We start from the raw sequence: 12,479 nt of genomic DNA, 5'->3' as shown, positions 1-12,479 counted from the left end.
CCTTTAAAGGGAAATTAGCGCTCAAAGCGCATAAGAATGAAAAAAGCCGACGTGATGTCGGCTTTTTTATGCTTGTCGTTTGTTGCGTAGCCTATTGCCTATTGCTTAAAACAGTCTGGTTGGCTTAACGCGGCTGCCATTGCATCCACCAGCTTTTGCAGATGTTCAGGTTGACTAATATAGGGTGGCATCAGGTAAATCAACCGACCAAAGGGTCGGATCCAAACCCCATGCTCCACAAAGAGAGCCTGAATCACTTCCATATTGACCGGAAGATTTGTCTCCACCACACCAATCGCGCCTAGCCAACGAGTCTGTTTCACCAGTGGAAAATTATTGAGTTTAGGTAGATGTTCGGCAAAAAACGCTTCGATATTCGCGACTTGCTGTTGCCAATCTCCTTGCTCAATCAGCGATAAACTCGCGCTTGCTACCGCACAAGCCAGCGGATTGCCCATAAAAGTTGGGCCATGCATAAAGCAGCCTGCTTCCCCCGCACAAACGGTATCGGCCACTTGTTTGGTCGTGAGGGTGGCTGATAGTGTCATGTATCCGCCAGTCAGCGCTTTGCCCACACAGAGAATATCCGGTTGAATTCCCGCATGTTCACAAGCAAAGAGTTTGCCTGTGCGGCCAAAGCCGGTCGCAATCTCATCCAAAATCAGCAGCACGCCAAATTCGTCACACAAAGCTCTAACTTGGCGTAAAAACTCGGGGTGATAGATACGCATACCACCAGCGCCTTGCACGATAGGTTCAAGGATTACGGCGGCAATCTGGTGGTGATGTTCAGCAAGTTTGGCACGAAAATCGGCAATATCACGCTCATCCCACGCATCAAAAAATCCGCCTTCTGGTGAGTTAGCGAAAATATGCTCGGGCAGAAAGCCTTTGTACAGGCTGTGCATGGAGTTATCTGGATCGGTCACTGACATCGCGGCAAAGGTATCGCCGTGATAGCCGTGGCGTAGGGTGAGAAACTTTGCTCTCGGCTGACCTTTACTGTGCCAATACTGCAACGCCATTTTCAGGCTCACTTCCACCGCAACCGAACCTGAATCGGCGAGAAACACTTGCTGTAAATTGTTGGGCGCGATCTTGAGCAGCTTTTGGCAAAGCTCAATCGCTGGTTGATGAGTTAACCCACCAAACATGATGTGCGACATCTGCTCGATTTGCTGATGTGCCGCTTGATTGAGTTTTGGGTGATTGTAACCGTGGATCGCTGCCCACCAAGAGGACATGCCGTCAACTAAGCTGCGCCCATCTTCAAGTGTGATCATTACGCCATCGGCTCGGCTTACCGGATAACAGGTCAGAGGTGTCAAGGTCGAAGTGTAGGGATGCCAGATATGGCAACGGTCGAAGGCTAAATCCATCATCATTCCAAAATCAATAAAAGATTAATTAGTAATCACATGTAAACCTTGTGATTTTCTTGTTGTTGACAGTCTAACGCCTGTCAGTAGACTAGCCAAGCATAAAACCAATAACCCCAATAAGGATTACACGTGGAAGTTCGTCATAACTGGACGGTCGCTGAGGTCAAAGCGTTACTGGATAAACCTTTTATGGATCTGCTGTTTGAAGCGCAGCAGGTGCATCGTCTTCATCATCCGCACAACCATGTGCAGGTCAGCACGCTGCTGTCGATCAAAACTGGCGCTTGTCCAGAAGATTGCAAATATTGCCCGCAAAGTGCTCACTACCGTACTGATGTAGATAAAGAGCGTTTGATGGAAGTCGAGCGCGTATTGGATGCGGCGCAAAAAGCCAAAAATTCAGGCTCGACCCGTTTTTGTATGGGCGCGGCGTGGAAGAATCCGAAAGAGCGTGATATGCCGCTGCTCAAAGAGATGATCCGCGGCGTCAAGGATATGGGGCTAGAAACCTGCATGACGCTGGGTATGTTGACTCCAGATCAAGCGCAGCAATTGGCGCAAGCGGGGCTGGATTATTACAACCACAACCTTGATACCTCTCCGGAATTTTACGGCAACATCATCACCACACGCACATACCAAGATCGCCTAGATACCTTGTCGCACGTGCGTGATGCCGGGATGAAGATCTGCTCGGGGGGCATCATCGGCATGGGTGAAAGCACCAATGACCGCGCTGGGTTATTGGTTGAGCTCGCGAATTTGCCGACTCATCCGGAAAGTGTGCCGATCAACATGCTGGTCAAAGTGAAAGGTACACCACTGGAACAAGTCGATGATGTGGAACCCTTTGATTTTGTGCGTTTGATTGCGGTAGCGCGCATTATGATGCCGAAATCTGCGGTTCGCCTTTCAGCTGGACGCGAGAAGATGAATGAGCAGATGCAGGCGCTGTGCTTTATGGCAGGAGCCAATTCGATTTTCTACGGTTGCAAACTGCTGACCACCCCCAACCCAACGGAAGACAGCGATATGCTGCTGTTTAAAAAGCTAGGAATTAACCGCGAACAAGTGGCGCAAAAGCCCGATGAAATCACGGAAAATGAGTTGCTGGATAGAGTCGTTGAACGGGTAGCCGCGCGCCCAACCGCCAGCGATTTATTTTATGACGCTGCGCTTTAAGTCGCGGATTGAGCAAGCTCTGAATGAACGTGAACATTCAGGGCTGACTCGCCGTCTTCAGCTTTTAGAGCGAAGCGCACAAGGCGAACTGATTCAGCAAGATCGTACTTACCTGAACTTCTCAAGCAACGATTACCTTGGTTTAGCCAATGATGCTGAGTTAGTGCAGGCTTGGCAAACCGGTCTGGCGCGCTTTGGCGCAGGCAGTGGCGCTTCGCCGATGGTGACTGGTTTTAGCTCAGCTCATGCCGAGTTAGAGCATGAGTTGTGTCACTGGCTTGGTTACGAGCGAGCAGTCTTGTTCAGCTCTGGCTTTAGTGCCAATCAAGCCATGCTGTTTACTTTGCTCGAAAAAGAGGACTTGCTGCTGCAAGACAAACTCAATCACGCCTCCTTGATGGAAGCGGGTATGTTAAGTCCTGCCACCATGAAACGCTTTAAGCACAATGATACTGAGCATCTTCGCCAATTACTGCATGAGCAGAGCAACAGCTTAGTGGTAACGGAAGGGGTGTTTAGTATGGATGGTGATTGCGCACCCTTGGCGCAAATTGCAACTTTAGTGAAACAGCGCGCTTGGTTGATGGTGGATGATGCGCACGGCATTGGCGTGCTTGGAGAGCATGGGGCGGGGAGCTGCCAAGCGGCAGGGATTCATCCCGAGATTCTGGTCGTTACTTTTGGTAAAGCCTTTGGTTTAGCAGGTGCGGCGGTGTTGTGTGATGCACACGTTGGCGATTATCTGACGCAATTTGCACGCCACCATGTGTATTCCACCGCTATGCCTCCGGCACAAGCGCATGCTCTGACTCATGCTGCGCGGATGATCCAAAGTCAGTCTTGGCGCAGAGAAAAATTGGCTGAGCTGATGGCCTGTTTTGATGAATGGTGTAGTGATACACCGGGCTATGTGTCGACTTCAACTCCAATCAAGCCTTGGCTATTAGGAGGCAGTGAACTGGCAATGGCGGCATCCTATCAGCTGAAACAGCAAGGCATTTGGGTCAGTGCAATCCGCCCACCGACAGTACCAGTCGGTAGCGCGCGACTACGCATTACTTTGACAGCAGCACATTCAAAGCAACAAGTACGAAACTTGTCTGATCAGTTAAAAAGAGTGATGGAGGAATGCGCATGAGTATGACAGCTTGCGAACTTTATACCGAGCTGAAAGACAAAAGTGCCATTGCTCAAGCTTTTGGCAAAGCCGCGCCACACTATGATCAGCATGCTGCGTTTCAACGCGATGTTGGATTGCGATTACTCGATAAAATGCCGAGTCGAATGGATGGCTTGTTGGTGCTCGATCTCGGTTGTGGAACAGGCTATTTTTCTGCGTTGTTGCGTGAACGTGGTGCGCAGGTGGTGTGCGCGGATATTTCCTTAGCCATGCTTGATCAAGCAAGGCAACGTTGTGGCGATGAAGGTATGAATTATCAGTTAGCGGATGCCGAGCAACTGCCTTTCATGCCAGCCAGTTTCGATTTGGTGTTTTCTAGCTTAGCGCTGCAATGGTGTGAAGATTTATCTTTGCCGCTGGGCGAGATCCGTCGTGTACTCAAACCACATGGTCAAGCCTTTGTCTCGACTTTGCTTGATGGCTCCTTATTCGAGCTACAAGAAGCTTGGCGGAGTGTTGATCATCATCGTCATATCAATCAGTTCATTTCCATCAATCAGGTAAAAATTGCGTTAGCGCAAGCCGGATGCGTTCAACATCACTTAGAGTTAGCGCCAATCACAGTTTGGTATGAGACGGCTTTCGCACTGATGCGCGATCTAAAAGGGATCGGAGCCAATCATGTCAGTGGGCGTTCAACCGGGCTGATTAGCCGTAGAACGTTGGCAAAAGTTGAGTTGGCCTACCAATCATTTCGTAACCAACAGGGTCTTGTGCCTGCCACATATCAGGTTTGTTTAGGGGTTATTCACCGATGAGAAATGCTATTTTTATCGCAGGGACGGATACCGACGTTGGAAAAACAGTCGCATCAAAAGCGATTCTTCAGGCGCTAGCGGCACAAAATATCGCCACAATTGGTTATAAGCCAGTGGCGGCGGGTAGTGATAAAACGGAGTTTGGCTACCGAAATTCTGATGCGTTGCATCTGATGAAAGCGGCGACAGTCAATATGCCATATGAGGATGTCAATCCGTATGCGCTGGTACTTCCCACTTCACCACACATTGCCGCCAAGCATGAAAATGTGGCTATTGATTATGCTTTGCTGAGCAATAAGCTGGAAAAACATAAACAAAACGCAGAGTTAGTGGTTGTTGAAGGTGCGGGTGGCTGGAGAGTACCCACTTCGGATTCTGATTGTTTATCCACTTGGGTAAAACAAGAGCGTTTGCCCGTGATTCTAGTGGTTGGGATTAAACTTGGTTGTTTGAGTCACGCCATTTTGACGGCAGAGGCTATTCGTACCGATGGCCTAGAGTTAGTCGGCTGGGTAGCCAACCGTATTAATCCTGGTACAGAACATTACGCTGAGATCATCGAACATCTTGAAGGGCGAATTGGTGCACCTAAGTTGGGTGAAATTCCCTATATGCCAAGCGCGAAGCGTCAGGAATTGGGTAAATACATCCATCTTGAACATGTGCTAGAAGCTGCGCCTGTAGCGTAAATGATAAACAGTCATAAAACAAAAAGGCTGCTCATCCTGAGCAGCCTTTTTAGTATGCATTGAGTTATTTTTCTGCTCTCATGCCCATCAAGGATTGCTGAGTTTCGACAATCTTCTGTTGAAGAGTCTGCTCTTTTGCTTCCAATCCGAGTTGAGCGCGCGCTTCTTGCTCGCTAATGCCTAAATGACAACAAAGTAAATCAATCGCCATTTGGTAGCTATGTGCTTCAGCCATGTGTTTTCCTTTGTTTATGGTGTAATTCCTTTGACCCTAGGAATGTAGTCGTACTCTCTTGCTATCTCAATAAGACCAAAGTCTAAGGAACGAATAATTTTATTACGGGTCGTCAACAAAAAATGACGAGTTGTACTATTGAGTAATTCATCATGTATATCATAAGCTTATGATGTGCAAAGTAAGAGCCATAGCGTATGTCTATCAGACACTAAATGTTGCAATTTCTCGCTTAACCTTGTTTTTTAAATGAAAGAACATATGTTGTAGAACAAGAACAGGCGAGAATCGAATGGTTCGGAACTCGTAACAGGAATATTAGTTTCCTTTCGGAGAGAAGTAATGAAACGTGTAATGCTCTTCTTAGCAACCAACCTTGCTGTTGTGCTGGTGCTGAGTGTTGTTTTAAATATTGTTTATGCTGTTACTGGTATGCAACCGGGCAGTCTGTCTGGCCTGTTGGTCATGGCGGCGGTATTTGGTTTTGGTGGCGCGATCATTTCACTGCTGATGTCAAAAGGCATGGCATTGCGTTCAGTGGGCGGGGTAGTGATTGATACACCGCGCAATGAAATGGAACACTGGCTGCTGGAAACTGTGCGTCGCCAAGCGAATCAAGCGGGTATCGGTATGCCAACGGTGGCAATTTATGATGCGCCAGATATGAACGCGTTTGCGACGGGGGCAAAGCGTGACGATTCTCTGGTAGCTGTTTCAACAGGTTTGCTGCACAACATGACGCGTGATGAAGCAGAAGCGGTATTGGCGCATGAAGTAAGCCACATTGCGAATGGCGATATGGTCACCATGACGCTGATGCAAGGTGTTGTGAATACCTTCGTCATTTTCTTGTCGCGTTTTATCGCTAACATTGTTGCGTCACGTGACTCGGAAGAGGGCGAAGGAAGCAACATGATGGTTTACTTTGGTGTTTCCATGGTATTGGAACTGGTATTTGGCGTGTTGGCGAGCTTTATCACCATGTGGTATAGCCGTCGCCGTGAATTCTATGCCGATGCAGGCGCTGCGCAGTTAGTGGGTAAACACAAAATGATTGCTGCGTTGGAACGTTTGAAAATGGGTCAAGAATCGCATCTTGAAGGTTCGATGATGGCGTTTGGTATCAACGGTAAACGTTCATTGTCAGAGTTAATGATGACTCACCCGCCGTTAGACAAACGTATTGCAGCATTGCGTAATATGTAATCTCTCAAAACCAGCCTTCGGGCTGGTTTTTTCTTGTCTCTATTTCCTTCCCCCAATCCGTATTTAGGCACCATTCAACCGTAACCTGACAGCCTGGCTCTCAAGCCTAAAAAACTATTCTTAGTTAGCTTTCCTGCCCATTCTTCTTATTGGGTAATTGTGATCTTCTAGGCTTAGTCTTTCGTAACAATGAAAGGTCAAAGTTATACAGAAAAAATCTTGTACAACTTTGTTAACTCAACTATGTTTGTCATGAATTGTACGAATATTAATTTTGTATAACATCAGGAATGATCACTATGGACGTACAACACGTCGCGCAGTTTTATCAAGCGTTAGACAAAAGCCAGCTGCATAGATTAGTCGAAATATATCATCCGAATGTGGTGTTTGAAGATGCTGCACACCGTATTGAAGGTCTGCCAGCACTTTATCAGTATTTTCTGAATCTTTATGAAAATGTACGGGCATGTACATTTACTGTTCATGCGCAGCACTCTATCAACGGTGGGGCGTTTCTGGTTTGGACCATGCACTTACGGCATCCCAAGTTAGCGAAAGGTGAGCAAGTCGATGTAAAAGGGGTCAGCCATTTGCGTTTTTCCAATGGCAAAGTGGTGTATCACCGAGACTACTTTGATATGGGAGAAATGCTTTACGAGCAGTTGCCTTTACTCGGTCAGATCATTCGTACGATTAAGCGGAGACTCGGCCAATGAAGACGGTATTGATTACCGGAGCTACCTCAGGGATCGGCAAACAGCTGGCACTGGATTATGCGCAAGACGGTTGGCAAGTGATCGCTTGTGGGCGAAACCAGCAAATATTGCAAGCACTGAGCGCAGAGTTTGCCACTATTTTCCCGCTCGCTTTCGATGTGACTGATCACGCCGCAACGAAAGCAGCATTGAGCCAGTTACCTTCTCAGCCCGAGCTATGGATTCTGAATGCTGGGGATTGTGAGTACATCGATCACGGCAAGATGGACGTCAGTGTTATGGCACGTATTTTCGACATTAATGTGTTGGGTGTTGCAGCGGTGATTGAAGGCATACAGTCACATTTGGCGCATGGTCATCGAGTCGCGATTGTTGGGTCGATTGCTAGTGAATTAGCTTTGCCACGTGCGCAGGCGTATGGTGCGTCAAAGGCCGCAGTGGCGTATCTCGCTCGTACTCTACAACTTGACTGGTATCCTCTTGGTATAGAAGTCTCCACCATTTTTCCTGGCTTTGTGGCCACCCCGCTGACCGATCGCAATACCTTTGCCATGCCCATGATCATCTCTGTTGAGCGCGCTGCTCAGGAGATCAAAACGGGCTTAGCACGGGGTGTATCTCAGCTCTATTTCCCTAAACGATTTACTTGGTTGATTCGCTTATTAGGGGCTTTGCCTTATGCGTGGCAAACCCGATTAGTGCAGCGTATGTTGAAAGTTAAATAAGGATATTTCGATGAAGATTGCAATTATTGGCACTGGCATTTCCGGCTTAACTTGTGGGTACTATTTGCATCGCTATCACGATATTACGCTGTTTGAAGCCAATGATTACATTGGTGGGCACACCGCGACGGTGGATGTCGAATTGGACGGTAAGCAGTATGCGATCGATACCGGTTTTATTGTTTATAACGATAGAACTTATCCCAACTTCATCAAAATGATGGATGAAATTGGCGTCAAAGGTAGACCAACTGAGATGAGTTTCAGTGTGCGCAATGAGGCTAACGGGTTGGAGTATAACGGTCATACATTGACAACCCTGTTTGCACAGAAGCGTAACTGGTTGAACCCGAAGTTTTATCACTTTATTAGTGAGATCCTACGCTTTAACCGCTTAACCAAAGCCTGTGTGGAGAATGAACTGGCGAGTGAGCAGACCTTGGGGGAATTCCTGAGCCAGCATCAGTTTTCCGAGTACTTTTGTGAGAACTACATTCTGCCCATGGGGGCGGCGATTTGGTCCTCGTCTCTGGCGGACATGCGTGACTTCCCACTCATGTTTTTTGCGCGCTTTTTCCTGAATCACGGCTTACTGGATGTAACCAATCGTCCGCAGTGGTATGTGATCCCCGGTGGCTCACGCAGCTATATTGAACCGCTAACGCAAGGCTTTCGTGACCGGATTCGCCTCAATAGTGAGGTCACACAAGTGAAGCGCGTACCTGCTGGTGTCGAAATTCAGGTCAATGGCCAAATAGAACGCTTCGATGAAGTGATTTTTGCCTGCCATAGTGATCAGGCGCTCGCCATGCTCAGCGAACCGACAACCAAAGAGCAGCAACTGCTTTCAGCTTTGGCTTATCAAGCTAATGAAGTGGTGCTGCATACCGATACTCGTTTGCTACCTAAACGCAAAGCGGCATGGGCTTCGTGGAATTACTGGTTGAAAGGGGAAGCCAATCAAGAAACGCGTTTACCTTCGCTGACTTACAACATGAATATTCTGCAGCATATTGAAGCGCCGCAGACCTTCTGTGTCACGCTCAATAGCAGCGACGATATTGACCCGAGCAAAGAGCTGCGCCAATTTACCTATCATCATCCGGTTTTCTCTCTGCCAGCAATTGAAGCGCAGCAGGCGAAATCGCAGCTCAGTGGCGTAAACCATACGTGGTTCTGTGGTGCTTATTGGCATAATGGTTTCCATGAAGATGGTGTGCGCAGCGCACTTGATGTTGTCACTCAGTTGGAAACCTATGCACAGCGTCGCGAGCAAGGAGCTGCCTAATGTCAGCGTCCAATCGCAACACTGAGTGGCGAAGCAGTTTGATGATAGGGCAGGTGCGCCATCGTCGTTTTACGCCGGTAGAACACGCACTCAACTATCCGCTGTTTATGCCTTGTATCGATTTAGATGAATGGCCGCAGTTAGCGAATAAAATCTGGGGATTGGGCGAACGCTGGTGGCATTGGGCGCGTTTTCATCGTGAGGATTACCTCGGTCAAGGCAAACTGAAACAAGCGGTGCTTGATAAAGTCGAACAGCTAACTGGAGAGCGGATTGATGGGCGCGTAGTGGCATTGATTCATCTGCGTTATCTCGGAATCTATTTCAGTCCAGTCAATTTTTACTATGTTTATGATGCGCAAGATAATTGGCGTTATCTGTTGGCTGAAGTGAGCAATACACCGTGGAATGAGCGCCATTATTATGCCATCCCTGTGACTCAAGAAGATTCAGCGAATAATGATGCCACGATTCGTTGGCAGCATGAAAAGGCGTTTCATGTGTCGCCGTTCAATCCTATCGAGCAGATGTATCACTGGCGAATCAAACCCTTGTCTCGCTCATTAATGATTCATCTTGAGTGTCATCGTGCTGGCAAAGAATTTGATGCGACACTCTCGATGCAAGCGGAGCGATTCACAGCAGGTAATTTATTACCTCGGTTGATCAAAACGCCCATCATGGCAGTAAAAGTGGTACTGGGGATTTATTGGCACGCATTTAAATTGTGGCGCAAAGGTGCACCGTTTTATTCACACCCAGAGCGGACTCAGAACAATAATAAGGAGCAACCTCATGTTAAATAGCTCGTCTATGGAAGTTTCGCGCTCTTTGACCAGTTGGCAAAAAGGGGCCCGCAGTGTCATTCATCGAGCCTTGCAACATCTTGATGGTAACTTGACGGTCATTGAGAACTTTCCTGAGCAAACTCAGACTTCTCATGAACAATTTGGCCGCGATAAACCCGATGCGATTCATGCGGTGATCGAAGTAAAGCATCCTGATTTCTACAGCCGTGTTCTGAAAGGAGGCAGTATTGCCGCTGCGGAAGCCTATATGGATGGTTGGTGGGAAAGCCCTAACCTTACGGCATTGATGCAGTTGATGGCCGCCAATTTGGGGGCGTTGGATAAGCTTGAGAGCCAAAGTAACCCGGTCACTAAATGGTTGAACCGTCTAACACATTGGCTCAAACGCAACACCATAGAGCAAGCCAAAGATAATATTCATCAGCACTACGATCTGGGTAATGAGCTGTACCAACTGTTTTTAGATGACAGCATGCTTTATTCCAGTGCGCTGTTTAATCAAGCAGATCTCTCACTTGAACAAGCGCAGCAGCAGAAGATGCAACGTTTATGTGAACAGCTACAGCTTAAACCCACTGACCATGTGTTGGAAATCGGTACTGGATGGGGTGCAATGGCGATTTACATAGCGCAAAACTATGGCTGTAGGGTCACAACCACCACCATTTCTGAAGAGCAGTTTGATTACACAAAACAGCAAATTACAGCGTTGGGTCTGAGTGAGAAAATTACGCTTCTAAAACAAGACTACCGTTTATTGGAAGGGCAGTACGACAAACTGGTCTCGATAGAAATGATAGAAGCGGTGGGCAAGGCTTACATACCTAGGTTTCTCAGTCACTGCTACGCTTTGCTCAAACCCCACGGAAAAATGGCGTTGCAGGCCATTACCATTACCGACCAACGATATGAGAGTTACAGCAATAATGTGGATTTTATTCAGAAGTACATTTTCCCCGGCGGCTTTTTGCCTTCGGTCAGTGTATTGACTGAGCTTGCCACAAAACGCACGGGATTCGTTGTTCGCAATCTGCACGACATCGGTATTGATTACGCGATCACTTTGCAACACTGGCGTGAGCGCTTTGAACAGCAACTGCCCAAAGTGCGTGAGCTGGGCTATGACGAACGCTTTATCCGCATGTGGCGTTATTACTTCTGCTACTGCGAAGGTGGTTTTTTGGCACGTAGCATCAGCACAGTGCATATGACGTTCGAACGAGATTAATGATGGCACTGGTATGGGTTTCCATATGGTTTGACCTAGTTTGGACTCTGGCGGTGTTTGGTCAGCAAAAATGGCTATGGCTAACAGCCTTACTCGTTATTGGCACCTATGCATTGGCGGCCATGAAGCGTCATCCGCTATTTGAAAAAATGGTGTGGATGGCAATTATTGGCATCTTACTCGATAGCGGCAATATGGTGATCGGCCTGCTTAGCTTTGCCGATGGTGAGTTTCCGCTTTGGTTAATGGCACTCTGGTTTGCTTTTACTTGGTATGCAGGCCATTTTCTGCCGCAGGTGAATCGCTATCCCCGATTCTTGATCTGTCTCCTAGGTGGTGTGCTGGGTAGCTTAAGTTATTGGGTAGGATACCAAAACGGTGCAGTGAGCTGGGGTTACCCAACATTTATCGTCATGTTGGCACTCTTTTTGGAATGGATAGGTATCACTTGGTGGCTGTTGAAGGTAATGAGGCATGAAAAAAGCACTTATAACCCTATTCGTTTTGCTGATGAGCGGACTTGGTTACGCCGCCGTCGCTAATGCGGCGCAAGCCGAACAAAAACCGACCAGTACATGGACTGAGTGGCCAGTGGTCGGGCAGGCGACACTCTCGTGGTTGTGGTTGGATATCTACTCCTCACAGCTCAGAGCGCCGGATGGCCAATACCATGAATCGCAGGATATTTCTCCGCATCCCATGGCGTTGGAAATACGTTATCTGCGAGACATTAAACGTCAGCAGTTAATCGATGCCACCAAAGACCAATGGCACAAGTTGGGGTTTAAAGAGCCACAAACTCAGCCTTGGTTGGCACAATTGCAGCAAATGTTACCGGATGTCGCGATGGGCGATCGCTTGGTGTATGTCTCTGATGGGCAGAGCGGTGAATTCTTCTTTGCTCACGATCATGAGTTGCAGTACAGCATAGGGACGATTGACGATGAAGCATTCAACGATGCCTTTTTATCGATTTGGCTTTCCCCACAAACTGAATATTTAGCCTTACGGAATCAACTAACAGGAATGAATCGGATTGAAAATGGTAAATGACAGACAGAACTAAGGGGAGCCG

At 47.7% G+C, this 12,479-nt stretch carries 14 protein-coding genes; 12 read left to right on the top strand and 2 right to left on the bottom strand.

The features are described from left to right. Positions 1-98 precede the first annotated feature (98 nt). Positions 99-1,379: an adenosylmethionine--8-amino-7-oxononanoate transaminase gene (bioA, locus tag VOA_RS11970; protein WP_001961219.1), complete on the bottom strand. Its 1,281-nt coding sequence runs from the start codon at positions 1,377-1,379 to the stop codon at positions 99-101. Positions 1,380-1,511: 132 nt separating this feature from the next. On the opposite strand from bioA, the gene bioB reads away from it, so the two are divergent. From bioB to bioD, 4 genes are read left to right on the top strand one after another with little or no spacing between them, the layout of a single operon-like run. Then, complete coding sequence (gene bioB / locus VOA_RS11975) at positions 1,512-2,564, top strand: biotin synthase BioB (RefSeq protein WP_000453786.1); 1,053 nt, start codon at positions 1,512-1,514, stop codon at positions 2,562-2,564. Beyond that, positions 2,548-3,702 (top strand): 8-amino-7-oxononanoate synthase, encoded by a 1,155-nt coding sequence (gene bioF, locus VOA_RS11980; RefSeq protein ID WP_000175219.1) that lies wholly within the window; start codon positions 2,548-2,550, stop codon positions 3,700-3,702. Before bioB ends, bioF begins: the two co-directional genes overlap by 17 nt. After that, positions 3,699-4,502: a malonyl-ACP O-methyltransferase BioC gene (bioC, locus tag VOA_RS11985; protein ID WP_000063015.1), complete on the top strand. Its 804-nt coding sequence runs from the start codon at positions 3,699-3,701 to the stop codon at positions 4,500-4,502. Before bioF ends, bioC begins: the two co-directional genes overlap by 4 nt. Then, entirely contained in the window at positions 4,499-5,194 is a 696-nt protein-coding gene (bioD, locus tag VOA_RS11990; RefSeq protein WP_001243132.1) for a dethiobiotin synthase, read from the top strand. The genes bioC and bioD overlap by 4 nt, the downstream gene beginning before the upstream one ends. Before the next feature lie 64 nt (positions 5,195-5,258). Here the strand turns inward: bioD and VOA_RS11995 are convergent, their stop codons facing one another. Next, positions 5,259-5,429, bottom strand: a complete 171-nt coding sequence (locus VOA_RS11995; protein ID WP_000796529.1) for a hypothetical protein — start codon at positions 5,427-5,429, stop codon at positions 5,259-5,261. A gap of 342 nt (positions 5,430-5,771) precedes the next feature. Between VOA_RS11995 and htpX the strand changes: the two genes are divergently transcribed. The 8 genes from htpX to VOA_RS0117505 all read left to right on the top strand — a co-directional run bounded on the left by htpX (position 5,772) and on the right by VOA_RS0117505 (position 12,457). Further along, positions 5,772-6,635 (top strand): protease HtpX, encoded by an 864-nt coding sequence (gene htpX / locus VOA_RS12000; RefSeq protein WP_000832599.1) that lies wholly within the window; start codon positions 5,772-5,774, stop codon positions 6,633-6,635. Between the two features lie 299 nt (positions 6,636-6,934). Further along, a complete protein-coding gene (locus VOA_RS12005; protein WP_000383057.1) occupies positions 6,935-7,354 on the top strand; it encodes a nuclear transport factor 2 family protein in 420 nt (139 codons plus the stop codon). Then, positions 7,351-8,079, top strand: a complete 729-nt coding sequence (locus VOA_RS12010; RefSeq protein ID WP_000859693.1) for an SDR family oxidoreductase — start codon at positions 7,351-7,353, stop codon at positions 8,077-8,079. Before VOA_RS12005 ends, VOA_RS12010 begins: the two co-directional genes overlap by 4 nt. 10 nt (positions 8,080-8,089) lie before the next feature. After that, complete coding sequence (locus VOA_RS12015; RefSeq protein ID WP_000684189.1) at positions 8,090-9,367, top strand: NAD(P)/FAD-dependent oxidoreductase; 1,278 nt, start codon at positions 8,090-8,092, stop codon at positions 9,365-9,367. Next, positions 9,367-10,173 carry a DUF1365 domain-containing protein gene (locus VOA_RS12020; RefSeq protein ID WP_001276587.1) on the top strand — a complete coding sequence of 269 codons (807 nt, stop codon included), beginning with the start codon at positions 9,367-9,369 and terminating at the stop codon, positions 10,171-10,173. The genes VOA_RS12015 and VOA_RS12020 overlap by 1 nt, the downstream gene beginning before the upstream one ends. Beyond that, complete coding sequence (locus tag VOA_RS12025; protein ID WP_000935157.1) at positions 10,163-11,404, top strand: SAM-dependent methyltransferase; 1,242 nt, start codon at positions 10,163-10,165, stop codon at positions 11,402-11,404. Before VOA_RS12020 ends, VOA_RS12025 begins: the two co-directional genes overlap by 11 nt. A gap of 2 nt (positions 11,405-11,406) precedes the next feature. Then, positions 11,407-11,946, top strand: a complete 540-nt coding sequence (locus VOA_RS12030) for a DUF2878 domain-containing protein (RefSeq protein WP_032468171.1) — start codon at positions 11,407-11,409, stop codon at positions 11,944-11,946. Next, positions 11,909-12,457 (top strand): chalcone isomerase family protein, encoded by a 549-nt coding sequence (locus tag VOA_RS0117505; protein ID WP_198006572.1) that lies wholly within the window; start codon positions 11,909-11,911, stop codon positions 12,455-12,457. Before VOA_RS12030 ends, VOA_RS0117505 begins: the two co-directional genes overlap by 38 nt. The last annotated feature ends 22 nt before the right edge of the window (positions 12,458-12,479 follow it).

The organism is Vibrio sp. RC586, assembly GCF_000176715.1.
In the GTDB taxonomy this organism is placed as follows: Bacteria; Pseudomonadota; Gammaproteobacteria; order Enterobacterales; family Vibrionaceae; genus Vibrio.
Note: the sequence above shows the minus strand (reverse complement) of the source record. Positions and strands in the feature narration are given on the sequence as shown.

What these genes read in the sequence shown, in the direction of transcription:
- htpX (WP_000832599.1), top strand. Translation starts at nt 5,772, where the DNA reads ATGAAACGTGTAATGCTCTTCTTAGCAACCAACCTTGCTGTTGTGCTG.
- VOA_RS12030 (WP_032468171.1), top strand. Translation starts at nt 11,407, where the DNA reads ATGGCACTGGTATGGGTTTCCATATGGTTTGACCTAGTTTGGACTCTG.
- bioF (WP_000175219.1), top strand. Translation starts at nt 2,548, where the DNA reads ATGACGCTGCGCTTTAAGTCGCGGATTGAGCAAGCTCTGAATGAACGT.
- VOA_RS12005 (WP_000383057.1), top strand. Translation starts at nt 6,935, where the DNA reads ATGGACGTACAACACGTCGCGCAGTTTTATCAAGCGTTAGACAAAAGC.
- bioA (WP_001961219.1), bottom strand. Translation starts at nt 1,379, where the DNA reads ATGGATTTAGCCTTCGACCGTTGCCATATCTGGCATCCCTACACTTCG.
- VOA_RS12015 (WP_000684189.1), top strand. Translation starts at nt 8,090, where the DNA reads ATGAAGATTGCAATTATTGGCACTGGCATTTCCGGCTTAACTTGTGGG.
- VOA_RS12020 (WP_001276587.1), top strand. Translation starts at nt 9,367, where the DNA reads ATGTCAGCGTCCAATCGCAACACTGAGTGGCGAAGCAGTTTGATGATA.
- VOA_RS12010 (WP_000859693.1), top strand. Translation starts at nt 7,351, where the DNA reads ATGAAGACGGTATTGATTACCGGAGCTACCTCAGGGATCGGCAAACAG.
- bioC (WP_000063015.1), top strand. Translation starts at nt 3,699, where the DNA reads ATGAGTATGACAGCTTGCGAACTTTATACCGAGCTGAAAGACAAAAGT.
- bioD (WP_001243132.1), top strand. Translation starts at nt 4,499, where the DNA reads ATGAGAAATGCTATTTTTATCGCAGGGACGGATACCGACGTTGGAAAA.
- VOA_RS12025 (WP_000935157.1), top strand. Translation starts at nt 10,163, where the DNA reads ATGTTAAATAGCTCGTCTATGGAAGTTTCGCGCTCTTTGACCAGTTGG.
- VOA_RS11995 (WP_000796529.1), bottom strand. Translation starts at nt 5,429, where the DNA reads ATGGCTGAAGCACATAGCTACCAAATGGCGATTGATTTACTTTGTTGT.